The sequence below is a fragment of the Bacillus sp. 22475 genome (genome assembly GCF_052044835.1).
GTDB classification, from domain to species: Bacteria; Bacillota; Bacilli; order Bacillales; family Bacillaceae_G; genus Bacillus_A; species Bacillus_A cereus.
Window position 1 is genome coordinate 1 of the sequence record NZ_JBQENW010000042.1, and the last position, 23,224, is coordinate 23,224.

Genomic DNA, 23,224 nt, shown 5'->3' on the forward strand with positions numbered 1-23,224 from the left:
ATAATTCGATTAGATGGTACATGATTTTTCTTAGACCATTGTTGGATTGGCTTCAAAAACTTCTCTAATCCCTGCTTATTCCACATTACAGGTTTCTCTAAGTCTCCTACTTTTACTAATCCTGGATATTGATATTCTTTATTTTTCTTTTCACCTTGACTCGTTAATTCATATGGTTCATACATATGAAATGCGTAAAGCGTTTTTTTATCCTTTACTGGCTTTAAGTATTTAAAGGCCCATGGAGTAGCATATAAACCTGAATCTAAAATAACTGGTGTTTCTTGGTCTACTTCACGAATGGAATTGATCACCTTTTGATAAAATCTGTTTAAATCCGCTGTCGTTCCCTCCACTTTTGCATACCATTTCTCGTAATCTTCCGTCCAAAAATCATTATATCTATTATTTTTAGCTGTTTCTGGATGTGGTTCATTTATAATATTATAACCAACCAACGCGGGGTGATCTTTTAGTTCCAGAGCGAGGTCCTTCCAAAATTGACTTGCTTGTTCTTGATACTTCTCTTCTTCCCATATTCTGTCGTCATTCTTATTATTATTAAATTGGCGCCATCGATCACCAGGTAAGGATAACATTGTAAGAACGACTTTCATTCCTTGTGATTGTGCGGCATCTAAATCCGCCTTTAATTTTTCTAGATCTTCCTTTACTAATCCCTGATAGTTATCTGAATTACCTATCAGAAAATCCTTTCCAGAAGTATCTGGTTTATCTTCAAATAGAAAATCTTTATCTTTCGCCCATTTATCAGGTGCTAAACGAACATATTCAATATTAGCTTCTTTTGCACTTTTATAGTTTTCAGGTAATGACGTACTATTCATGAAATTAGTACCCTTTCTTTTCGAATCCCAAAAACTAATTTTTGAATCGCTCTTATGATAAGTATCAGCTCTTACATTCATTTCCTGTACTCCAAAACTCATCATGCCTAATAACGCAACAATTGGCAAAATTTTTTTCACAACTTTTCCTTCTTTCTCTTTATATTTTACACACATAACATACCTTTGTTTTGTTACAGGAATATGGCAATTTTTCAAAAATACATTTTAAGTTTATAAAAAGAAAGAGTTAATAAGAAAGTTGCTTTATTTTCTGAAAAACAAAAAAGGAATCCTTTACGGATTCCTTTTTGCCTTGCACTCTTTTTCAAATAGTGCATTTTTGCACCTACTTTTAGTATACCTTACAATTCATACAAAGCAAATAAGAATAAACAGAATTTACTTCTTTATTTTCATAAAAAGATGTGAGTTTAGAAATTAATTATACTAGACTCAATTTCGAAAGATTTGTGTTCTTCCATCAATAATCATAAGCTTTTGGCTATACCAAACTGAAATACACCTACCGCTTTATTATCGCTCTTCACACGGTTAAGGAAGGCGAATTCTTCGGTAAATTCGTTAAAATGAGCAACTGTTTAAATTATTTATTTACTTCATTCCATAATGACAAAGCAAAAATCCAGTTTGGATCTCCATTCCCTTGATAACTTTGAACTGCCTCGTAAACCTTACACTCATGAACTACTTTATCCCCTTTTTTATACGCTTTATACGCATCCCATTGTTCATAAGTGTTTTCTTGTCCTTTTGTAGCAACTGTTAAGGCATCACTTTTCATTGATTCATTGCCAGCTGTATCAACAGCAGAAACTGCATACTTGTATTTTGTATTCGTTTGCAAATCTTTGTCCATAAATGAAGTTGTAGTAGCAGTGCCTATTTCTTTCATAACACCTCCAACTTCTCTATACACAATATAATGATTCACATCTGTATTATCTTCAGACGGACTCCACATTAAGTCAATACTATTCGTAGTTGTTCCCATACTGTGTAATCCTTTAGGCTGAGTTGGTGCTTCTGTATCTGGTTTTGCCTCTGTTGTTTTAATAACTATTGCTTCACTTTCCCTAGATATATTCCCTGCAGCGTCTACTGCTTTTACTGTATACATATATTCCGTGTTCGAGCTTAACTTTTTATCAACTACACTTGTACCCACTACAGTATTAATTAATTCACCATTACGTAATACTTGATATTCTTTCACCCCTACATTATCGATTGCAGGCTTCCAACTAAGTCTACACTATTTGAAGTAGCTTTTACTACTTGTACTCCAGATGGCTGAGTTGGCGCTTCTGTATCTGGTTTTTCATTATTTATTAGATTCACATCAATCACATTATAGAAAGCGTTTACGGTATCAGCTACATCCCAAACCGCTAATATGACATGATACCCACTGCGATCAGTTGGCACATTAATTTTATCGTTTTCCGACAGAAGACTCCTTCCTCAAAAATGTGAAGGTGTGAAACACCAATTTTAGGTGGGAGATGAATGTCGGTTGGCATAAGCTAACATATTTGCTATCATTTACTTGTACAGATTGCTCTTCGAAAACTGAAGATATGAGGTTGGTTGCAGAAAAACGTTGCAACCGTAAAATCTTCAACGTTCTATCGCCCCACGCTTCTCAAAATTGCGAAAACCAAGCTAAAGTAGGTAGTGTGGTGAGTCAGCGTACAAGATACTTATGTTCTCACCGTAGGGACTACGGGTAGAGCCTGCTAAGATAACTGGTGGATACATCGGTGTTCGCAGGAATCTCCCACTTCAAACAGTCCGTTAGGACGTTAAGTGGTGAGTAGTTCAAGTGATAGATTATTAGATGCTGCAGAACCATCTTGTTTTACAGTTCCTATTGGTTCAAAATCCGCTCTTGTTAGAGATTTATTTGGATCTCATCCTTTTTTTGTAATGTAGTAATGCCACTGACTTGTTGAACGAGGAGCAGTATATTTCCAAGTGAATGTATTCTCCCCACCCTTAAGTGTATTCTTAAACCATCGATCAGCTGTTTGTTGATCAAGAATTCCACCAAACAGACCTCCCGCTGAAGCGATTTTCCCGTCAACTGGCCCACCTTGTGGGAATCCTTTAGGTGCCTCTAAGCTTTGCGGTTCATACATTATATTCCCACAATTTGAATTCAACGCCCCATAATTCCTACTGCTACTGCAGCGGCACTTAATCCTTTTTTATTTGTAGCCATTGTTTTTAACTGCTTAAAGAATTTTTTGTTCATTTTAATAGTCCCCCTTACTAATTTCCTTACTATATTAAGAGCATGAATGTAAATGAAAGCTAAATATACATAACTTCATACTCAACTATTCATTTATCTTTATAACATTCGAATAACCCTATAATTAAATTATTACATAATAATTTATTAAGCTTACAAAGAAATTGTGACAGTTATTGGACTTTCTTCAACTACCATCCTTTCTTACTTAAAAATTATACGTTCCATAGCTTGAATTAAAAACTTACACTTCAATATAATATTCTGAAATTCACCCTTTCCAAATTTCATTCTTCTTTATAAATGATTATACTTTGATCAACATAGAAAAAAGTTTCCCCTATAATAGGAAACTTTTACTTATAATTTACCTATAGCCCTAAAATTTCTACAATCTGACGAGCTTTAGTATTATCAATATAATAATGCATCTCTAGTCCTTTTCTTTCTGCACGGAGTACAATTCCTCTTAACTTTGCTAAGTGTTGTGAAACAGTGGATTGTGGAAGTTTTAATATTTCTGTTAACTGTGTAACATTGCACATTTTATGATGTATTAATTCACTTATGATTTTTAATCGAACCGGATGCGCCATTACCTTCAATACATCTACATCTTCTTCACGGATTTTAGCTAGATCATTATTAGATATTACTGTTAACATTTCGCATTCTCCTTTATTATTAATTTCTACTTTCCTATTATCCTTATAAGTAATACTTATAGATAATTACAATTTTTCCTGTTGAGAAAATACATTCTACTCAATACAAAAAGACACCTATTCCGAAAACAGTTTTTTACCGTTCCAATGAATTGGTGTCTTATAATTTTTTAACCAGACTCTTTTTATTCATATTATAATTTCTACATAACTTTGAATAATGCTTTCTAAGCAAAAACAATACTTCCACTCCTCGTTTCAAGAAAAGTTTAATTGAAATATTTACTTTCTCATATTGCTAAACCTATAAGAACCCTCTACTCACCTCACCTTTTACATCATATATTATTTATTTCTCAACACAAAAACATGGAATAAAAATTCCAATAATGGTAATATAATGGTACCTTCAGTTGTTAACTGTCATCCCTTTTTTTAATCCCTGTCTTTAAAGACAGGGATTTTAAATTTCCTTAACTAAAACTGTCTATTAATTATAAACCTAAAACTTCAATAAGCTGCCACTATAGTAGAGAGAGGGTTTCATGACCAGTCTATTCGTTAAATTTCTATTTAACGAATAGATGAGTTTTGGGAAATATATGGTATAACCTACTTACTAATATTTAGATGGAAGTGACACTATTTGATAAAAAGCAGTAATCCTCAAGAATACTCATACGCTTTTAGGAAACTCGTTCGAGGAAAGATGCTTTAAGAGGTAGTATATTAGCCTTAGAAGCCCAACTTAAGTATTACTCTGATACCAAAAAGTTTGAAGATGACATAAAATATATTCAAACCGAATATATTATATCTTGCCAATTTTACGGATTGAGCCCTTTGAAAAATCGTGTATTCTTTTACGTGCTATTGATGCTTCAATTCCACATTCTACTATTGCATTTGTACTACTCAAAATTTCGTTATTCAATAGATTTAGCTCTCTCCATTCAACATCATCACAATTAAATCCATCCCTCTCTAACTACTGCAACATGTCTCTTTTGCCCCCTTTTACCGCAAACAAATTATGATCCTCTCCCTGCTGGAGTTCATCTAACACTTCTCCATTTAGATACTCATGGTCAGTTACCTCAATCGTACTATTCTCAGATATATAATAATAGATACCTTCTTTTACTTTGAATAAGCCTTATTCCATATAACATCTGCACTAGTACCCTCAAAAATCCGTTCCGCTTTCATATTTATTCATTCCCCTTTCATGCAAACATGATATTTTCCGACTCACTTCAATCACATCACGTTTGCGTGAATTGTTAATGAGAAAACCATGAATAAAATATAATTGGGTCATCACAATTAATTTATTTTTCCGAATTTTATTGAAAAATAAATATAATGCAATTAAACGAACTGGATACTTTGCTATAATGGTAATATATAACATTAGTAGACTTTTATAGGATGGGGGAATATATAATGATGGTTTCAGCTAAGGGGAATAATGAAATTACAAAGCTATTAAACGATTGGTATCTTGAAATCCGCTCAAGGCGTATAGGTAATGCACATCAATTAAAAGAAATAATTGATTCTAAGATGCATAATGTTGAAGAGGATCAAGATTTATTACTCTACTACTCACTACTAGATTTTAGATACCAATTTGTAATTGATAATTTAAGCGTTTCAAAAAGCAGTTTTGACAAAGTTGAGGCTTTTGATATGCCTACAGATAATTTCTTAGCTTATTATTATCACTTTTTCAAAGGAATTCATGCCTCTACTATTGGTGAATACCAAATCGCAAAGGAGAGTTATGAAAAAGCAGAAAAACTTTTAGACTGCATTCCTGATGAATTGGAAAAAGCGGAATTTTATTATAAAGTTGGAGCTTTCCATTATGACATATATCAAGGGCTATTATCTTATAAAAAAGTATCAGAGGCAAGAGAAATCTTTGCTCAACATGCTGGGTATGAGATCAATGTAGCATTCTGTGATAATCTTATAGGCTTAGCTTGTACTCATTTGAGAGAATGGGAGCTCGCTGAAGAATATTTCACGAAAGCAATGGATATGTTCCAAAAAATAGACGAAGAACAATTTATTTTAATGGTGCGTCAAAATTTAGGTTTAATGTATGCTACTCAAAATCTTTCGCCATTAGCCATTAGATATCTTTCAGAAGTAAATCAAAAAATGCCTAACAACTATAAGGCTCTTTTTATTGAGGCAAGGGAACACATGAAGGAAGGAAATCACTCCGTTGCCAAAGATCTCATAGCAAAAGGATATTCCGTTTGTCAAGAGATTGAAAATATAGAGTATCTACACCATTTTAAAATATTAGATGCAATGAATGGAGGTTTTCCTGCCGAAGCACTTGAAATGACAGTGTTAAAAGGCGTATCATATTTTAAAGAGCAAGAACTTTTCGAATTCATTAAGGAATACGAAGAATATCTTGCTACTGCATTTTATAAAGAGAATAACCATATTAAAGCAAGTCATTATTTCTATTCATGTTCTCAAGCAGGAAAAAAAGTTATTGAGAAGGAGGCATTAAAATGAAAAAGACAATTCTCGGTTTAGTTGGTGTAATTACTATTTTTACTTTAATGTTTGGTGCCCAATCCCCTACAGAAACACATAAAGCTATTGATGTTATTCAATATGCTCACGGAAATCATGGTGGTTAAGATCTTAATTTAATTTAGCGAGGATAAAATCATACAATATGCTCGCGGCCATACTGGCCTAAATAAACAAAGGTCTTCACTTCATTGTGAGGGCTTTTATTTTTATTATTAATAAAAAAGGAATCCTTAGTATAAGGATTCACTCCAGGAAGATATATAGAATGAGATACATCAATAAAAAGAATTGATTATATTATAATATGAAAATAAACGAAATATATTGAGAAACATAAAATAAGATTGAATATTCTTTCTTTTTAACATAAAATCAATATGAGTCAAGTGACAACATCTCTCTAACTCTTCTAAAAGAATCCTTTATGACATGGGGATTCTTTTGCTTTAGACAAATTATTCTTATTTTAACATTTGTAAAAAAACTTTTCTTAACCAACTACTCAACAAATATAAGTAAGGATTTAGTTTTATGAATATTTTTATGATCTAAGCAATAGGTAATAGCCTTCAATATTTGTTGGATGTTATTATCAGAAAATAAATATCCTAAAAAATAAAAAGATGCTCTATCAATACTGTAAGAAGATTTGCTGCTAAACATGCATTTTTTCATTGTACCCTTTAAAACCTGATCTTTTTAACACTAAAGAATCAAGTATAGATTTATAGCCATGAATTCTTCTATTTGTACATATAATATTCTTTGTATCTTTCAAAATTCGTTTTTTTTGTTTGTGCTGATGTTGTGGGTGATTTTAATGATTTAGATACTGCTACCTGCTTTGGTATTTGTAATGTGCCTCGTTTCTTAAGTTCTCTATACAAACTACTCACATTGCACCTCAGTTTTTTTGCAATAGTCGGATATTCCTCTCCTTGATTAAATAATTGTACTGCTTTTTTACATTTTGTGTCCCACTTTTCTTCTGTCGTTTGAAATTTTTGAGTTCTTTTTTTAACTCTATGTTTTTCTAATTTAATACTCTCTCTTTCTATTTTACATCGCTTGGCAGAATTCTGTTCTGCGTCTGCTTGACGCCCGAAATGCTCCTCCTGTAAACGTATCATTTGTACTTTTTTCGCAATTTCTCTCAAGTTACAGTCACCTCATTTCGTTTGATAAATTCTATCAGTACTTGATCACATTATTGTCTGTATCCCAATCACCGTTTATAAGCAGGCTATAAATGCTCCCATTACCCTTATGATAGTTTGTAATCCAATATTTATGGAAAAACATAATCAGTTCTATTTTTACATAATTGTAAACTATAGTAAATTGATAATATTGACACAGAATATTCTAAACTTTAATTTTCACTATACACATCAATAAACTTCATATTTCTTTTCTTAAAATATTCAAAGTATCGTTTTTTACAGCAAAACACGGTATCCTCTACTCAGAGTCATACACAACAAAATACTTTATCTATTGTAGCTAGAGCACAATAAAAAAGAGTGCAGAAATGTGCACTCTTTTTTATTAACTCTTGTATCAATTTTTCACCACAGTCAACTCCCCCATTATTAGAAGGACTACACTCTAAGCTTATGAATTTATCATTCTGCAGTACATCAGCTTTTGCAGCTATATTTAACAACACTCTTTCTATCACCCTATTTCGAGTTAGAATTATAGACCTAATACCCCGACAATCTGACATGCCTTGAAATTCACAATATGATAATACATCTCTAATCCCCTTCTTTCTGAGCGAAGAATTTTCCCGCGCATTTTAGATAAATGCTGAGATACGGTAGATTGAGGCACATCTAGTAGCTCTGTTAACTGTGTTACATTACAAATTTTGTGGCGTTCTAGCTCCTTCACAATTTGTAATCTAACTGGATGGGCCATAATTTTTAATAATTCTATATCCGCCTCTGGAATTTTGTACATTTCATTACTTACTTGCATTGTTGTCATTTTTTATTTCTCCTTTTTTAATTTCTTTTTATTTTTTATCTATTTATAGGTATTTTGTGTTTATTCGTGTATATTGTTCATAATCACTGTATTGTTTAATCTTTTGTCTCTCTCAGGTTTAATATATAGGAGTATTATGATGGCTAAAAATCCAACAAAAGATAGCATAGGTATCGAGATGAATCCAAACAAATTCAAGTAATCTTCTGTACAGGAAACGCCTACTGAACATATCTTCATTTCACTTGTAGGAAAAGCCTGAATTGTGATTTGATAAACGGCTATTAATAAGCCAATACATGCAAATGGGAATGAATACGCTCTTACGTATGGATCTCTTCTATACATTCCTATACCTAATATTAATACTAATGGATACATGGCCATCCTTTGATACCAGCACAAATCACATGGAGGCAGCTTCATCCACTCACTAAAAATCAAACTTACTAGCATTGCAGTAGTAGCTATCGTCCAAGCAATTGCAATGTGATACTTTTGAATGATCGACATCTTATTTTCGCCTCACCTGTTTTTTAAAATGCAAAATATTTGCTAATATATGACTAGTTTATTTCCGTGTTTTAAGTATCCTGTTTCAATATACAGTATCCAATCGTTAATATCTTCCCAGTCTTACTCCTTATCTTTTAATTCTAGAGGGAAAAGATTCTCAAAATCACCACAGTTTCTAATTCTTTTTCTAAGGGACCAAATCTATATACAATATGTGTAAGTACTTTTTTGTTTTTTTCCTTACCAAACTTAAAAAGATGCAGGTAAGGAAAACTATTAAATCTTACTTTACTAATTTAGTAAATGTCCCGTTTTTTTACTTTGAAAATATAAGAAAACGCTCATCATAACAATATTTATTACACCAGCTGCAGCACCAATTTTGGAGATAACATACACATATTCATTACTACTAAACGGCAATAGACTCGCAAAAATAAATAAACTTGAAATAATAAAGGATAAAATCATATTTCTTTTATTCTCATTCATGTATGAGACCTCCATTTTGTATGATAATTTGTATCATAATTGATTAAGTTTGTATTGAGTGCTAAGACGCATCATTACGGTTATAATGACGTATCTTGTCATCTACAAAACCTTTTATGTTCCAAACGCCAGCCTTTGATGCTTTTGCTTCTTTTTCGCTTTCTAGCATATGTGGTAGCAACGTAGTGTTAGGTTTTGAAATATAAGCTACAATGCCATATGCTGATTTGACCATTAATTCGTTTATATGCATCCCTTCACAAAATACATATGCTGATTTCCTACCATACTTGTCCTCTTTTGGCCCATGATCATAGACAAATGTTACACTTTTTTCTTCTATTTGTTCCTTTAGAAATATATATGCTTCTTTCCCCATCTTTTGTGGTAGGATTTTTCGAGATACATACACAGAAGTATCCAATAACAGCAATCTTATCGTCTGTTTTTCCCCGTTTATGTTCACATCTATGCTATCTCAGTCTTTTACCTTTACTCCCTCTTCCCCTTAACCGTTTTTAAGCCTTTTAATGTATCCTTATAGACTTCTGGGATATTACAACAGTACGTTTCCCTTCTACACTCTGTTGTATTCCCTTTTGTTTCCGAGGTTTTAAAACAAATAAAAAGGACACACCTATGGCATATGTATGCGTAGGTGTGTCCTTTTGCAAGATAGTTTTAGAAGTATTTTGTTACTTTCATCATATCATATTTCTCATTAATTTTATATATAAAATTAATGATTTTACAATATTAATTCCTACATAAATAGTATGTTTGGAAACTTTTTTAATTCTTTCCTTGTACTTTACATGAGACCAGTTCAACTAATCGGGTATACCAAGTGTATTTTTGTAAATAATAAGGTTGTTAAACGTTAAGTTAAGGAGGGTTTTTATGCAAAATCATAAAAAAGCTATAAAAAGTCCTGGTTCTGTTATGAAACCAGATTTTGCTGAAACTGATGCACAAAAAGTGAAACAAGAAATTCAAAATGATGTAAGGGCAGGACAAGGAGCAATGACTTCCCGAGAGGCAGGGGCAATGCGAGATTAAGAAAACACTCCTTACTATTTTTTTCTTCTCTAGAACTTTAACTAGTAAGGAGTTATTCCAGAACTATTTTAGCTTTTTCGTTTATCATTTAGAAACATATTGCGTTTCTTTTGTAGATCACAGGTTCATTTTAAAGCGAATTTTTCTCCACTAAATCTCTTTTTTCAAACTAAGATTATTTTCTTTTAGATAATTTATTGCATCTTTGTTCACCGTTCGTAAATCTATACCTTGTTTCTCTGCTGCAAATGAACATCCACAATAACACTGACGGAAAACATCATATTCATTACACATCTCAATTGAACGTTGATATCCATTACTTTTTTTGAAATCACTTGGTAAATAACGCGAATCATAATTTTGTTGCACACCGACTCCAAGTTCATTTATTAATTGACTATTTTTATTTTTAGAAAGAGTAATCGCACTACCGAAGTAATCAAATCCTTTTTCTTGTGCTACCTCAGCTGAACGATCCAATCTCATATCAAAACAAGCTGAACAACGAAGCCCACCTTCTGGCTCTTCTGCCAAACCTTCTTCTTTTACCATTTTAAAAAATACATTTGAACGATAGTCATCTTCAATAAATCCTACTGTATGCCCAGTACAATCATTGAACTTTTCTACAAAAATCTTTTGTTCATTAGAGCGTCGCATGTATTCACTTTTCGGATGGATATTTGAATTCGAAAAAAAAATTGTAATATCTGCATGTTCTGCAAGAAATTCTAAAGAAGTAGTACTACAAGGAGCACAACATGAATGAAGTAACACTTTTGGTCTTTCGTTCCTTGCCCCCCAATCTTTAATCATTTTTCTTAATACTTTGTCATAATTTATTTTCTGATTCTTCATTTTCTTTAAATACGTTTCAACATCTAACACTTCTTTCACAACTAAACCTCCTGTTTATTTTTATTTATTTTATCACCTACATCCATCAATAGGTATATAGTGAGATATGTATTTATTGATCGTAAAACGGTTCTTATGGCCTTTTGGTGACAGCCAAAATAATATACGTATTCTATTACCTCTATTACTAAAATATATCCTTAATCCTTCTTTTTCATCACAAAATCTTTTGGGTTTCCTTTTAACTGGTAATACTTCATGTTAAGACGAATAACTACTACGATGATGACCAAAAATCCAATTATATATACCATTGTTCCTTTCTCCGTTTCTTATTGTTTAGCGAACTTATTCTGTAAATACTTCACTTGTTTATTTTCAGTATTTTTATCAGTAATATTTGCTTGCAAAATAGTTTGGTAAATATGCTCGACCTCGTCTTTTGTTAATTTCACATCAATATAGGATTCGATACATTTTTTTAGATCGTTATAATATAGGACATGTTTATCTTTAGAATGAACATTTACTCTTTTTAGGCTGCATTTTGGATGAAACACTGCAATAGAAATACACGGCAGCTGTTGTTCCATCCCCCATTCAATTGCTTTCATGTGTTTATAGTTTTGTCGAAATGGATTTTGAAAAGAATGTTTCTTTCTAAAAATACCTTGTGTCCATCTTGCTGCCTTCTCACTTCCATAGATCCAGCCTTCATAGTTCTTCGTCTCTATAACAAATATACCTGTTTCTGCGATTACAATATGGTCAATTTGAGTTGTATCACCATACTCTGTATGAACCGTCACATCATGTAACACCCGATACCTTTCGTGATCTAATTTGCTTAATATACGTTTTACCATCTTTTCTCCGGCTTTCCCTTTCCATTTTGGTGCATGTTTTTTTACCATAATATTTATCGGTATCAGAAGCACAATTAGAATTAATTCAAATATTAATACTTTCATAATATAAGCCTCCTTTTCACACTCTTGTGTTTCTACGCATTAAACGATATACATGAGTTTCTAATCCTAAAATATAATATGAGATACATAAACCTTTTATCACCATCTCTATGAATCCTAATGCTAATGAAACAATGAGTCCGCCCCGAAATTGAAACGGTCTTGTCACCCTCCGATTCACTGGCTTTTCAATTACTCCAAAATTAGCCCAGGTTGGCAAACGCTTTTCTACATTTTTTATAGTACCCATTAATCCGTATTTCAATGACAAAATGAAACATCCAATTAGTAAATATACAATAGAAGAAAAATAGATAGATAGGCCCATAGCGATAATTGTGAGCAGCCAACCTATCAAGATAGAATTTCGTAAAGCGGCATATTCTTGATTTCTTTTCAAAACAAGCAATCCTTTCAAAATAAATTAAGTCATTTTTAAACAGGTGAAATACTTTTCTAAGTAAAATATTATTTTAGTTTCTATCTTCCTCGTCTGTTTTGTAGACATAACAGCTCTACTACAAGGAGTGTTCATTCTACAAGTGGAAATCCTTTACAACAAAAAACCAATTAAAAATCGAACGAATTATCTCCTATATCAAAGGAGATATTTGCTGAATACGAAAGGAAAAATCAGATGGGTAGATAAAAGGTACTGAATGAACATTCAGTACCTTTTGCATCTATATATATTTCTTTACATATTCGCAAATAACCATGGAGCTAGTACGGCTAACATACATAGTAAACAAGATCCCGTTATAACACGATTAGACCAACGATAATACTCAGGTTGTTTTGTACTCTCATGAATTCTTCGTAAACGAATTCCTGCAATTAACATAAAGGGTGTAAAAATAAGTGCTGTTGATTTAAACAGGTCTAAAAAATCTGTAAAAATGTTCATAAACGAAAATACATCCGAACTAAATAAGAAATATACACTTAATCTCATTGCCATCATACTAACGAACGAGAAAATCATACTCCCTGTTGCCCATTTCATCCATTGACCGTTCTTTGTAATTAACGCCATAACCATGACAATAACACCTAATATGAAAGAGATAGAAAAGATATTTACCCCTACTTTAAAAGCTGGTGCATACATCCCTTCAACTTTTTGTATAATTGATGACCCAAATGAATCGTCTTTCTCTGTCGTTTTTGTTCGATTGTTTAATCCTTCGTTAAAAGATGAAGAAACATCATTTCCTTTCAATTCATTAAAATCCACTTTTACAGATGCATGAGCTGTATGTAAAGGTATGAGTACTAGGATCATAAAAACAAATGTACATAAAACTCCAATCATCCCTTTTTCTCGCTTCACAACACATCACCCGCTAATTTTGGCTTAATGCTCTTTAATTTGATTTCATTTCCTTCTGCAACATAACGGAGATCTGCGGAATAATAGATATTGGCTTTTGTATATGCCCCCATAATCGCATTTGCAATTTCTTCTTTTTCTACTGCTACATATGTTTCATTTTCATTATAAAACTCTATTTCAATTCGATTAATATTATTATTTAATACTGTTATATGTAACTCTTTTAAGCTATTCAAACGATTTCCTAAACCACACACTAGCTTAAATACCTTACTCGCAAGTGTAGGTGGCTTAACATACGTCGTATTAAAATGAATCGTTTCATCATCTATAACACCATCTTCCTCAACTGCGCACGTCATAATGAAAGAATGATTTTGTTTTTCAATTTCTTGTTGATTTAACTTGCGATCAATGACATATTTCAGACTTGTTGATAGATTTTCTATATATTCATCCAGTTCAGTATTTGAAATTTTAACCTCTGAGAATTCTGGGAAAATCATGTAAGCGTGCATATTAGAACTACTTTTACTTACACGTAATACCTGTACCTGTTTCTTTTCATAGCGCACCGTTTGTTCCAATTTTTTTACTACATTGTTGCTTATATGATCTATTATCATATTTCATCAGCCTCCAGTAATTTTAATAAAATAATTTTTACAATCTCATGTATATAAAGCATTGCAATATTTTGCTGAGGTCTCGAAACTCATATTTTATGACTAATAATCACTTTAATCTTAAAACATCTTAATATTACAATGACGTACAGTGTTTCATTATAGTCGAATATTCTTATGTGGTGAATCGTTCTGTTTCACTCATTTTTATAAAAATATAAAGATATTTTATCCTTATAAAAATGAGTGAGAACATACTATATTTCATGCTATTTATCTAAGAAAATTTAACTGGGAAATGGATGTTATACACTCCCTAGTCATCTATTATTTGATTCAACTAATGTATAGAAATTAGGTGAATTCACCTCAAATTTTATATACATTCATATATTTTCTGGTATTATCCCTCCTTCTGTATAAATCCGATAGCACTTCTTATTAGATATCTTTATAAATAATGTTAGTCCTTGTTCTCTTTCTGTCACTTTTGCAGTCCACTTTAACGCTTATGCCTCTTCTACTTCTGATTTTCACTATTAACAAAAAGCACAATTGTTCAAGTTCTAGAAATGTCATTCATGTTCTCACTTAGCATTTACTTCTCCATCCAAATTCTTTTAGACCGATGTAACAAATAAATTGTAAACACTGACAGACCCTTTTCTAATGTAATTTCCTTTGTGAGAGTAGTAATACGCTCTTACTCTTTACTAATCATTCTGCATTCCCTTGGTCAGCAAGAAACAAGACGTTTTACCAATACATTTCCCCTCTCAATTATGCAAATGAATCGTACTTAAACTAGCCCTTTATGAATTTGTTTTTTCCTTTTTCTTCTATGTATTGAAATTAAATAAAATTTTTCCGCTAAATCATTTTTATATGCATAATTATTCCTACCAGATTTCTAATTGCAATAAAAAAGGAAGCTCCAAGTATTCATATCACTTAGTTCTTCCTTTTCCCCTGTATAAACTACCATCACATGATTTATATCGTAGGTCTTCATTTGTACTCCCTAATAACTTATCTATATCAATCAATATATCATCCGGCTCTTTAGATTACTCTTTTAGATCAACTAATACTATTCAAACATTATTTTATTTCTTTTTGTTATGTTATGAATCATAAATAATCCCACCTGCAACTTGAAAACAACATAAAAAGGACTTCTTCAAGTCGATTAAAAATGTGCATAACAAAATAAGCTATATATGCACTAATCGGCTCAAAGAAGCCCTTTCAAAATTGAAACAAGAACACAACTTGCTTCTGCAACTCAACCACAACACATAAGGCGTGGGAATAAACGGAATTCAACAAATAACACTATACCTATATATTATACAATTTAGATTTTTGTATCAAGAATTTTTTTATTATCTTTAGTCATTTGTCAGATTTTATACAATCAATAGTATCATCTAATAAGTTAATTCCAAGATCAGATATTTTAATATTAATAGTAATCACCAGTGAAGTTTCACTAATGATGATAAATAAAAGACGCCAACTAGCGTCTTTTATTTACTCTTCCATATTTTGATTTTTCAATAATTCAAATTCCTATCTATGAAATATACTCCTCGTACCATTTAGCTTTTTTAGTTTACACTTTACACTCTTTTTCTTCATCTCACTCTTGTATTTCTTCGTACATACGCTGCTGCTCCTTTTGACACTCCCACGGCTAAAGCCGCAAGTCCTATACCTTGCGGTGTAACGGATGGGATTCTTGAATGACTAAGCATTCGCAGTCCATTTCTGTTTTGAACAGCCTTCAAGATGAGGGTGTGCCATCACCCCTCCTAAGACAGACCATATAGGTTCTTAGGCTGATTGACTATTACCGCCAACCACAGTTGCGTAGCGAATATTCATCGCCCCAACAATATCACGATGTTTCTCAAACCCACATTGGCACTTGTATTTTCTGTCTTGCGCCTTGTTCTTTCCAGAACATTTCGGACATGTTTGACTTGTATAAGAAGGGTTCACATATTCGACCTTTATGCCAACTAATGTCGCTTTGTACTCGATGAATTGTGCTAAACGATGGAATGACCAAGTGTGTAGATTTTTTTCGTTTTTACGGCTTGTTCGTGCCGTCTGTCTAATGTTCGTTAGTTGCTCTAATCGAATGACAGAAATATTATTATCCGTTGCAAAATCAACGATTCCACGACTTACTTTGTGGTCTTGGTCTTGCATCCATCTTTGTTCTTTATCATTAAGTTGACGAAGGGCATTCAGTTTCTTAGCTTCTCCTAATTTCTTGCGAACACTGCGAAACTTACGTTTCATAAATTTGTTTTGCCTACCGTTCCCGAAGAAACGAACTTTATCATCATCTGTGATAGCTACCGCAGGAACTTTGAGACCTAAGTCTACTCCTAAAATCTTTGTTCCCGTTTTTTCGTTTGTAGGAATCGTGACAGATATTTGAGCAATCCATTTAGCAGATTTCTTCATGATACGAAGTGTACCTAACTTGTGCTTCAACAATTCGAAATTGCGATTATATTTGTCGATTAATAAAGCGCGAACCTTTAAACGAGTTGACTTTCCGTTTACGATAAACGGAATTGAAATGTGTGTAAAGTCAAATGAATAGTTTTGGTTATTCCATACACAAACAGGTCTTTTTAGAATCGGAACGATTTTGTATTTACTCTTTTTCACCTTTGTAGAAAACACACTTTTCGCATCTTTAATTGCTTGATTTTTCACCGCACTTGGGATATTGGACTCAATATCCTTTGTACTTTTCTTCGTGCTTTTCTTTGATTCAACCATTTCAGATACAAGAGCATTAATGACTTTTATATACTCGTGGCTACTTTGTTCCAATAGCATGATTTGTTCTTTTGTTGGAAGCAATTTAACTTTAACCGTGATGGTTTGTGGCACAAGTTTCACCCCTCGTTTTTTGATTTTCCACATAATGTTTTATTGTCTCACTTGATACACTTCCAGCAGGACTAAGTGTTGGTGGTGTATTTAAGAACAAGTGAACGTGGTCTTTGTCGCATTCCATTGCAACAATAGAAATATCCAATTCTCCGCATATTTCTTGAACCAACTACTTGATCTGATTTACATTTCCTACAAACAACCCGTCTTGTTACCTTTTCTTTTTGTACTGTCATGTTCAATCATCCTTATAAACTTTAAATTTTAATAAAATAATTATAAAATATATGAACCGCAATAAGATACAGATATTATCAAAATAAGAAAAAGAACCCTAAAAGCCAAGTTCTTTTTCTTATTTTCCAAAGTAAACTTTTTATTATTAGTTTACATTCAGATTACCTAAATCATTAACTTCCCGCCAATCCCCCTGAAATCCTCATTTTATATAACAAAAGTATACATTCGAAACACTACAAATAATATGTATATATTAAGTGTAAAAAATCTACACTTAATAAATTTTAAATGCTCACTACGATTGAGAATTGCATGATCCACAGTTTGTGCAAGCACCATTTGAACCTAATTGCCAACGACCATTAATAGTTGTATTACGTACCATATTTCCATTATTATCAAAAAACCAAAATTGACCTAGTGAACATACCCATCCTTTAGCCACTCTATTAGCATTTGGATCTGAAGCAGGCAGATTTCGATCTCGTAAATATCGGTATTGTATATTTCCTGTATTATTTTTTATAAACCCTGCCCAAATTCCATCTTTATCCGCAAACAACAAATTCCCACCACTTCCTAGGAACCATCCTCCCTTTCTTACACCATTTTGACAAAAAACCCAAACCCCATTAACTAATCCCCAACCATTTGAATTTGAACATATACCTGTAGGTATATCAATACCCCTAATTCTCCAGTTACAAGTAAAAGTATGAGCACATGCACTAGCACCTTGCCAATTAAATATACGATTAATATGAACATGAGGAATTGGAGTACCATCAAATTGTCCTAATTGTGCTAAATTTGCGATAGCATCCCCTGCATTAACTTGTTTTCCAGCACTTACAAGTGGTTGAACATGGACATATTCAGTGACAAATTTATCATTACCTAAAATACCTAAGTAACCTGGTAATGCCCATTGTACAACTCCTGATTCTATAGCATACACAGTTGTATTATTAAAACTAGCACCATTAAATAAAAAATCTCTACCAGGATGAATTGAGCTACACTCTTTAACTTTTTGAATTACTTGTGACGTTTTAAAAGGTAAAAACTGATATTCTTTAAAAGGTACCTGATTATCAATTATATAGTTTGGCGGACAAGGCAAAGCCAATTTTAACCCCCCCCTTTTTAAATTAAAAATAGTCTAGGCATAAATATAATTTATTCACTTCAAATAAATCGGTTAATTCAAAAATGTATTCTCCTCCTTATCTTAAGATCTAAGTGATATTCATCACTTTATAAATCGTAAAATCTTTATTTTTTTATATTAATATTAATAGATTCTACTTTATTAAAAAGTAACGTAAATTGTATAAATACCTAACTTATAAAGGAGATTAGATAAAATGCTCAACAATGAGGTTTATTTACGTGCTGTAGATATATCTGGTAAGTACACTGGATCGATACAAATTGACGGTTTTCAATCAGACACATTATACCTAACAATTCAGTCAAACGGTGTTGTAACAGGAACCATATACGATGGATCGAAACCAGGTCAATTTATTAAATTAGCAATTTTAACTGAAACTTATGATATGAATACAGGAATAATAATACTTAATCAAATTGTAAATCCCCTCTACAATCCCTTTTAATATTTAAAAGGAACATTTCTACACCAATTAAACCAGGCGGTGTAAACCGTTTTTCAGAGATAGTAACTCGCTAATTTAGTTTATGGGAATTGAATGCGATTATACAACCTCTACCACGATTTAAAGATTAGCCATTTAATTAATAAATCCTAACCATTAAATTTTTTATCCTTACTTGCTGCAATCATCTTCTTAACTTCCTGGACTTCTCTAATCGTTTGCATAAGCATCTCATCACGATCTCGATTCCTTTAATATCCAATATTTTTAATTAAAATATTAAGAACATAAGATACATAAACAATTAAATCCTTAATTTCTAACAATTTTTATTTTCTATATTTCAGATCTTTTTCATTATCTTTTATAAAGAATAATAAAAGGATTAATCTATAAAATCATTTTATTAATAATAATCACGAGAATAATATTGAGGATGTTGAGGATGGGGGTGTGCATGATGATGAACACTAGCTGGTTTTTCAAGTGTAGAACCTAAAACATCTGTACCACCAACTATACAACCACCTGCTACTATTTGAGGAAAAACTATTGTAACTATTTCATTTCCTGCAGCATCAAGTTTAACATTATGAATAAAAACACGAGTCCCTGAAGGAATTGTATCTCCTAATATAGGTACGTCACTTAATACAGTAACAAAAGTTCCTATTTTACTTGTAAATTCACGAGGATTATACATATTATCCATATAAGTAGGAGTATATTGATATGGATATAGATTTTGATTTTGATACATAAATCTTCAACCTCCATATTTTCTAATTTATTTAGTACATTTAACTATATATTCATTGGGTAAAAATATGTATAGGTGAAAAACCTATACATATTTTTATTTTTTTCCTTTGCTGGAGATCCGTCCTACACTTTTTATTCCACGGTTCACTTGACCATGAGGGTGTCCCTCATGGTCAAACAACTTTCGCGGCATAAACGCATAGGACTCAGCCATATAAAATTAATTTATTTACCAAATAAACGATTCCAAAATGATTTCTTCTGTTCTGAAGCTGCTATAAGGCGCTTACTATCTTGTATTTCTCTTAATACGTGCATTAATTGAATATCTCTTTGTTCTTCTCTAATTATCCTTTGAGCATCAGTTTCCTATAAAAGTTTACTTTGTTGATCTAATCGTTGAATTAACTCTAAATTAAGTTGTTCTAATCGTTCTATACGTTCTGTTAATGATTTTATGTGTTCTGTATCTGCTACACTATCTATAGCAACAGTTGCTATCTCATTTTCTTCAACACTTGTTATAGCTAGATTTATAGCCTGTTCTAGTGTTACGTTCTTCTTGTTCATAGCTGTTACTAACCGTTCTATAGTTGCTACGTCTGCATGATAAAAAATTCTAGAATTATTATTGCCGCGCTCGAAAGGATACCCGGCTTCCTCTAGGGCAAGGCAATATTTACGCAAAGTACTTGAGCCAATCCCTAAGTTCTTAGCTACCTCAGATCCCCAATAAGTTTGAGCCATATTTTGTCCTCCCTCTATTCTAAGCTGTTCTTCAGTTGCTATATAGTGTTTTCCTTCTTTAAAAAGATAACACCTTCTTTTTTAAATATAAAGATGAGTTTTCAATTATCTTTTAAAATTAACCAGAGTAAAACACAATAACCCAACTACTTTTTTATACAAAATTCTATACAGAATTTTGTACTAATACAGAACATTCATAAGCCTAAAAACCTTAATAAATCTACAATGTATAAAATCCTGTATACAAGATAACGAGACAAAAAAAGAAGAATCCCTGTCAATACAAGGATTCTATCAAAATAGTTGCTACCGATAATGAAACGTTATGGTGCGACAAGAAGTCGCATTCCCACAGGGTAGCTTCTGCTACTAGATTAGATGCAAAGTCTATCTCCATCCGAAACTGCGGACTTGGTAACGGGCTCGTGGGTTGCATGAGGAAATGTGGAAACAGAGAGTCTGTACATGACTCGGAATACCGCTAGGAGAAGACAGGTACGGTGAACGAGAGTGAAGGCTCGTAAGCTTCGTAATCGTTAGCTTGGGATAATGTACAGCTCTACCCAGGTCTTGATAAGAGGAAAGGCATTCTCATAATACTGCCGCGTTGCATCCCGCAACTTATCCGGAGTAAAGAGTCCACCTAACCCTGTCGTATCTGTGGAATGTGAAACTTGGTAAGCCCTATGTCATCTGCGCAAGCAGTAGGATGACTGTAAAGTCAAACGATGTGGCAGAGGGTAAAGGATATAAGAGAAAGCAAAAGCCGCTAGCCGAAAGGAAACAGGAAAGCATAGAAATATGTATAACTGAGCGGATATTGTCGTCCTTACGGACAAACCCATGACAAGCCTGAAAGGGAGCCCACTTCTTATAGGTCTTCAACATGGAAATACATTTGTAAGTTATCTTCTGACGAATAGGAGCGTGCAGTTATGAACACCTCAGAACGAGCGTCGGCGCACGTCTCGTATACAAACTGGAACACAGTGGACTGGAAAGCAGTTCAGATGTATGTGACGAAGTTACGACAAAGAATTTACCGTGCCGAACAGTTACAGCAACAAAGAAAGGTAAGAAAACTTCAACGCTTACTCATGAGAAGCGAAGCAAACTTACTGTTATCAATTAGACGAGTAACACAGCAGAATAAAGGAAAGCGAACAGCAGGTGTTGATGAACATACAGCCTTGAGTCGCAGAGAAAGAAATCTTCTCTATGAGCAACTCAAAAAGTTAAATACGCTACAACACCGACCAAAACCAGCAAAACGTATATACATTGTGAAGAAAAATGGAAAATTGCGACCGTTGGGCATCCCAACTATAAAGGATAGGGTATATCAAAATATAGTGCGAAATGCCCTTGAACCACAGTGGGAAGCCAGATTTGAAGCTATTTCTTACGGGTTTCGTCCTAAGCGAAGTACCCATGATGCCATACGAAGCATTTTCAATAGAATCAACGGGGGCACAAAGAAGAAATGGATATTTGAAGGAGATTTTCAGGGCTGTTTTGATCATCTCAACCATGAGTGGATACTCAAACAAACTTCTTACTTCCCAGGAAGAAAACTATTGAAGCGATGGCTCAAGATGGGATACATGGAGCAAAGCTTTTTCGCGGAAACGCAAGAAGGTACTCCGCAAGGAGGAATTATCTCGCCACTTCTCGCTAACATTGCCCTTCATGGAATGGAAGAAACCTTGGGAATTACTTACAAGAAAAACTATAAAGCTAATGATAGTTATATTATGAATCCTGCTTGCAAATTTACCCTTATTCGTTACGCAGATGATTTTGTGGTCTTAACGGAGACAAAAGAACAAGCACTCTCTGTATATATGAGACTTCGTCCCTACTTAAAGGACAGGGGATTGGAATTAAGCCCTGAAAAGACGAAGGTTACACATATTGAGGAAGGATTTGAGTTCCTAGGATTCTTGATTCGGCAGTACCAAACTGAACAGGGGAATAAACTGTTCATCAAACCAAGTAAGGGCAGTAGACAGAAAGTGAAGAAGAAAATTGGAGATACTTTACGTGTCATGAGGGGTCAACCCATCGGAGAAATCATCCGAGTGCTTAATCCTATTATCAGAGGATACGGGCAATACTGGAAACATGTCGTTTCTAAGAAAATCTTTGGTACAATGGATAGCTATATCTATTGGAGAATCGGCAAACATCTTCGACAGCTCCATCCAAAGAAGTCGTGGAAATGGATATATGCAAGATATTACAGGCATCCACATCATGGTGGAAATGCTTGGACACCAACCTGCCCGAAAACAAATATCCAACTCTTACATATGTCATGGATTAAGATTGAGAGACACAACATGGTGAAATTCAAAAATAGTCCTGATGACCCAACATTGAAAGAATACTGGGAAAAAAGAGACCGTAAGGTATTTGATACGGAAAACACGATGGCTAGAATGAAGCTGGCTAGAAAACAAGGTTACCGCTGCGCTATCTGCAAAACTCCACTACAAAACGGGGAAAAGGTAGTCGTAAAAGACATGCCTGTTCCGCAACACCTCATATTGTCTAATTTAAACTTAAAATTAGTTCACTTACCTTGCCTATACTAAAGGGACTGAAATCGGATAAAAAGAAGGCTTGAGCCGTATGATGGGAAACTGTCACGTACGGTTCTGAGGGGAGTTGGAGGCAGCGATGCCCCCCGCTTACCCGACTAAATAAGCTGTCCATATGG

General features: G+C 33.2%; 22 protein-coding genes and 7 pseudogenes. 6 read left to right on the forward strand and 23 right to left on the reverse strand.

The window, feature by feature from the left end:
• Together ACTJJY_RS29450 and ACTJJY_RS29455 are read right to left on the reverse strand one after the other, a co-directional pair.
• Positions 1-1,025, reverse strand: a 1,025-nt coding sequence (locus ACTJJY_RS29450) for a glycoside hydrolase family 5 protein (protein ID WP_440606681.1), incomplete at its 3' end; no start/stop codon positions are given.
• Positions 1,026-1,455: 430 nt separating this feature from the next.
• Positions 1,456-2,306: pseudogene (locus ACTJJY_RS29455) on the reverse strand (fibronectin type III domain-containing protein); the annotation flags it as partial.
• 375 nt (positions 2,307-2,681) lie between these two features.
• Here ACTJJY_RS29455 and ACTJJY_RS29460 point away from each other — a divergent pair.
• Positions 2,682-2,804 carry a hypothetical protein gene (locus ACTJJY_RS29460; protein WP_440607236.1) on the forward strand — a complete coding sequence of 41 codons (123 nt, stop codon included), beginning with the start codon at positions 2,682-2,684 and terminating at the stop codon, positions 2,802-2,804.
• On the opposite strand, the gene ACTJJY_RS29465 is transcribed toward ACTJJY_RS29460, so the two are convergent.
• The 3 genes and pseudogenes from ACTJJY_RS29465 to ACTJJY_RS29475 form a co-directional block, all read right to left on the reverse strand.
• Positions 2,783-3,010, reverse strand: a complete 228-nt coding sequence (locus ACTJJY_RS29465) for a lytic polysaccharide monooxygenase (protein ID WP_440607237.1) — start codon at positions 3,008-3,010, stop codon at positions 2,783-2,785. The genes ACTJJY_RS29460 and ACTJJY_RS29465 overlap by 22 nt on opposite strands.
• A gap of 487 nt (positions 3,011-3,497) precedes the next feature.
• Positions 3,498-3,791, reverse strand: a complete 294-nt coding sequence (locus tag ACTJJY_RS29470) for an ArsR/SmtB family transcription factor (protein WP_000958631.1) — start codon at positions 3,789-3,791, stop codon at positions 3,498-3,500.
• Positions 3,792-4,602: 811 nt separating this feature from the next.
• A pseudogene (locus tag ACTJJY_RS29475) lies at positions 4,603-5,000 on the reverse strand (helix-turn-helix domain-containing protein).
• A gap of 237 nt (positions 5,001-5,237) precedes the next feature.
• Here ACTJJY_RS29475 and ACTJJY_RS29480 point away from each other — a divergent pair.
• Positions 5,238-6,332 (forward strand): tetratricopeptide repeat protein, encoded by a 1,095-nt coding sequence (locus ACTJJY_RS29480; RefSeq protein ID WP_440607238.1) that lies wholly within the window; start codon positions 5,238-5,240, stop codon positions 6,330-6,332.
• A complete protein-coding gene (locus ACTJJY_RS29485) occupies positions 6,329-6,460 on the forward strand; it encodes a hypothetical protein (protein ID WP_000751016.1) in 132 nt (43 codons plus the stop codon). Before ACTJJY_RS29480 ends, ACTJJY_RS29485 begins: the two co-directional genes overlap by 4 nt.
• Positions 6,461-7,099: 639 nt before the next feature.
• On the opposite strand, the gene ACTJJY_RS29490 is transcribed toward ACTJJY_RS29485, so the two are convergent.
• From ACTJJY_RS29490 to ACTJJY_RS29515, 6 genes and pseudogenes are all read right to left on the reverse strand, one after another.
• Positions 7,100-7,513, reverse strand: a complete 414-nt coding sequence (locus ACTJJY_RS29490) for a hypothetical protein (protein ID WP_440607239.1) — start codon at positions 7,511-7,513, stop codon at positions 7,100-7,102.
• A 541-nt stretch (positions 7,514-8,054) separates the two neighbouring features.
• Entirely contained in the window at positions 8,055-8,348 is a 294-nt protein-coding gene (locus tag ACTJJY_RS29495) for an ArsR/SmtB family transcription factor (RefSeq protein ID WP_000210392.1), read from the reverse strand.
• Between the two features lie 60 nt (positions 8,349-8,408).
• Positions 8,409-8,861, reverse strand: coding sequence for a disulfide oxidoreductase (locus ACTJJY_RS29500; RefSeq protein ID WP_440607240.1), 453 nt, complete (start codon positions 8,859-8,861; stop codon positions 8,409-8,411).
• 42 nt (positions 8,862-8,903) lie between these two features.
• Positions 8,904-9,160 (reverse strand): annotated as a pseudogene (locus ACTJJY_RS29505) (hypothetical protein).
• Positions 9,156-9,356 (reverse strand): hypothetical protein, encoded by a 201-nt coding sequence (locus tag ACTJJY_RS29510; protein WP_025690082.1) that lies wholly within the window; start codon positions 9,354-9,356, stop codon positions 9,156-9,158. The pseudogene ACTJJY_RS29505 and the gene ACTJJY_RS29510 overlap by 5 nt, the downstream one beginning before the upstream one ends.
• A 61-nt stretch (positions 9,357-9,417) precedes the next feature.
• Positions 9,418-9,958: pseudogene (locus ACTJJY_RS29515) on the reverse strand (thermonuclease family protein); the annotation flags it as partial.
• Between the two features lie 298 nt (positions 9,959-10,256).
• Between ACTJJY_RS29515 and ACTJJY_RS29520 the strand changes: the two are divergent.
• Positions 10,257-10,415 carry a hypothetical protein gene (locus tag ACTJJY_RS29520; RefSeq protein ID WP_166695587.1) on the forward strand — a complete coding sequence of 53 codons (159 nt, stop codon included), beginning with the start codon at positions 10,257-10,259 and terminating at the stop codon, positions 10,413-10,415.
• A 150-nt stretch (positions 10,416-10,565) separates the two neighbouring features.
• Here ACTJJY_RS29520 and ACTJJY_RS29525 read toward each other — a convergent pair whose 3' ends face one another.
• The 9 genes and pseudogenes from ACTJJY_RS29525 to ACTJJY_RS29565 form a co-directional block, all read right to left on the reverse strand.
• Positions 10,566-11,306: an epoxyqueuosine reductase QueH gene (locus ACTJJY_RS29525; protein WP_440607246.1), complete on the reverse strand. Its 741-nt coding sequence runs from the start codon at positions 11,304-11,306 to the stop codon at positions 10,566-10,568.
• A gap of 302 nt (positions 11,307-11,608) precedes the next feature.
• Positions 11,609-12,247, reverse strand: coding sequence for a nuclease-related domain-containing protein (locus tag ACTJJY_RS29530; protein WP_440607241.1), 639 nt, complete (start codon positions 12,245-12,247; stop codon positions 11,609-11,611).
• A 16-nt stretch (positions 12,248-12,263) separates the two neighbouring features.
• Entirely contained in the window at positions 12,264-12,647 is a 384-nt protein-coding gene (locus tag ACTJJY_RS29535; protein ID WP_088021250.1) for a hypothetical protein, read from the reverse strand.
• Positions 12,648-12,944: 297 nt separating this feature from the next.
• Entirely contained in the window at positions 12,945-13,580 is a 636-nt protein-coding gene (locus ACTJJY_RS29540) for a hypothetical protein (protein WP_140159070.1), read from the reverse strand.
• Complete coding sequence (locus ACTJJY_RS29545) at positions 13,577-14,209, reverse strand: hypothetical protein (protein WP_000582596.1); 633 nt, start codon at positions 14,207-14,209, stop codon at positions 13,577-13,579. Before ACTJJY_RS29545 ends, ACTJJY_RS29540 begins: the two co-directional genes overlap by 4 nt.
• Before the next feature lie 1,637 nt (positions 14,210-15,846).
• Entirely contained in the window at positions 15,847-15,999 is a 153-nt protein-coding gene (locus ACTJJY_RS29550) for a hypothetical protein (protein WP_165851671.1), read from the reverse strand.
• 46 nt (positions 16,000-16,045) lie between these two features.
• Positions 16,046-17,125: an RNA-guided endonuclease TnpB family protein gene (locus tag ACTJJY_RS29555; RefSeq protein ID WP_440607242.1), complete on the reverse strand. Its 1,080-nt coding sequence runs from the start codon at positions 17,123-17,125 to the stop codon at positions 16,046-16,048.
• Positions 17,103-17,297 (reverse strand): annotated as a pseudogene (locus ACTJJY_RS29560) (transposase); the annotation flags it as partial. The gene ACTJJY_RS29555 and the pseudogene ACTJJY_RS29560, both read right to left, overlap by 23 nt.
• A 366-nt stretch (positions 17,298-17,663) precedes the next feature.
• Positions 17,664-18,497, reverse strand: a complete 834-nt coding sequence (locus tag ACTJJY_RS29565) for a peptidoglycan DD-metalloendopeptidase family protein (RefSeq protein ID WP_440607243.1) — start codon at positions 18,495-18,497, stop codon at positions 17,664-17,666.
• A 238-nt stretch (positions 18,498-18,735) separates the two neighbouring features.
• On the opposite strand from ACTJJY_RS29565, the gene ACTJJY_RS29570 reads away from it, so the two are divergent.
• Entirely contained in the window at positions 18,736-18,990 is a 255-nt protein-coding gene (locus tag ACTJJY_RS29570; protein WP_440607244.1) for a hypothetical protein, read from the forward strand.
• A gap of 149 nt (positions 18,991-19,139) precedes the next feature.
• Here ACTJJY_RS29570 and ACTJJY_RS29575 read toward each other — a convergent pair.
• From ACTJJY_RS29575 to ACTJJY_RS29585, 3 genes and pseudogenes are all read right to left on the reverse strand, one after another.
• Positions 19,140-19,241 (reverse strand): annotated as a pseudogene (locus ACTJJY_RS29575) (DUF3967 domain-containing protein); the annotation flags it as partial.
• A gap of 155 nt (positions 19,242-19,396) precedes the next feature.
• On the reverse strand, positions 19,397-19,750 hold the full coding sequence (locus ACTJJY_RS29580) for an NADH:ubiquinone oxidoreductase (RefSeq protein WP_440607245.1): 354 nt from the start codon (positions 19,748-19,750) through the stop codon (positions 19,397-19,399).
• Between the two features lie 227 nt (positions 19,751-19,977).
• Positions 19,978-20,499 (reverse strand): annotated as a pseudogene (locus ACTJJY_RS29585) (DUF3967 domain-containing protein).
• A gap of 938 nt (positions 20,500-21,437) precedes the next feature.
• On the opposite strand from ACTJJY_RS29585, the gene ltrA reads away from it, so the two are divergent.
• Positions 21,438-23,099: a group II intron reverse transcriptase/maturase gene (gene ltrA, locus ACTJJY_RS29590; protein WP_440606182.1), complete on the forward strand. Its 1,662-nt coding sequence runs from the start codon at positions 21,438-21,440 to the stop codon at positions 23,097-23,099.
• Positions 23,100-23,224: the final 125 nt, after the last annotated feature.

What these genes read in the sequence shown, in the direction of transcription:
- ACTJJY_RS29480 (WP_440607238.1), top strand. Translation starts at nt 5,238, where the DNA reads ATGATGGTTTCAGCTAAGGGGAATAATGAAATTACAAAGCTATTAAAC.
- ACTJJY_RS29500 (WP_440607240.1), bottom strand. Translation starts at nt 8,861, where the DNA reads ATGTCGATCATTCAAAAGTATCACATTGCAATTGCTTGGACGATAGCT.
- ACTJJY_RS29465 (WP_440607237.1), bottom strand. Translation starts at nt 3,010, where the DNA reads ATGTATGAACCGCAAAGCTTAGAGGCACCTAAAGGATTCCCACAAGGT.
- ACTJJY_RS29510 (WP_025690082.1), bottom strand. Translation starts at nt 9,356, where the DNA reads ATGAATGAGAATAAAAGAAATATGATTTTATCCTTTATTATTTCAAGT.
- ACTJJY_RS29520 (WP_166695587.1), top strand. Translation starts at nt 10,257, where the DNA reads ATGCAAAATCATAAAAAAGCTATAAAAAGTCCTGGTTCTGTTATGAAA.
- ACTJJY_RS29570 (WP_440607244.1), top strand. Translation starts at nt 18,736, where the DNA reads ATGCTCAACAATGAGGTTTATTTACGTGCTGTAGATATATCTGGTAAG.
- ACTJJY_RS29530 (WP_440607241.1), bottom strand. Translation starts at nt 12,247, where the DNA reads ATGAAAGTATTAATATTTGAATTAATTCTAATTGTGCTTCTGATACCG.
- ACTJJY_RS29580 (WP_440607245.1), bottom strand. Translation starts at nt 19,750, where the DNA reads ATGTATCAAAATCAAAATCTATATCCATATCAATATACTCCTACTTAT.
- ACTJJY_RS29545 (WP_000582596.1), bottom strand. Translation starts at nt 14,209, where the DNA reads ATGATAATAGATCATATAAGCAACAATGTAGTAAAAAAATTGGAACAA.
- ACTJJY_RS29470 (WP_000958631.1), bottom strand. Translation starts at nt 3,791, where the DNA reads ATGTTAACAGTAATATCTAATAATGATCTAGCTAAAATCCGTGAAGAA.
- ACTJJY_RS29485 (WP_000751016.1), top strand. Translation starts at nt 6,329, where the DNA reads ATGAAAAAGACAATTCTCGGTTTAGTTGGTGTAATTACTATTTTTACT.
- ACTJJY_RS29495 (WP_000210392.1), bottom strand. Translation starts at nt 8,348, where the DNA reads ATGACAACAATGCAAGTAAGTAATGAAATGTACAAAATTCCAGAGGCG.
- ltrA (WP_440606182.1), top strand. Translation starts at nt 21,438, where the DNA reads ATGAACACCTCAGAACGAGCGTCGGCGCACGTCTCGTATACAAACTGG.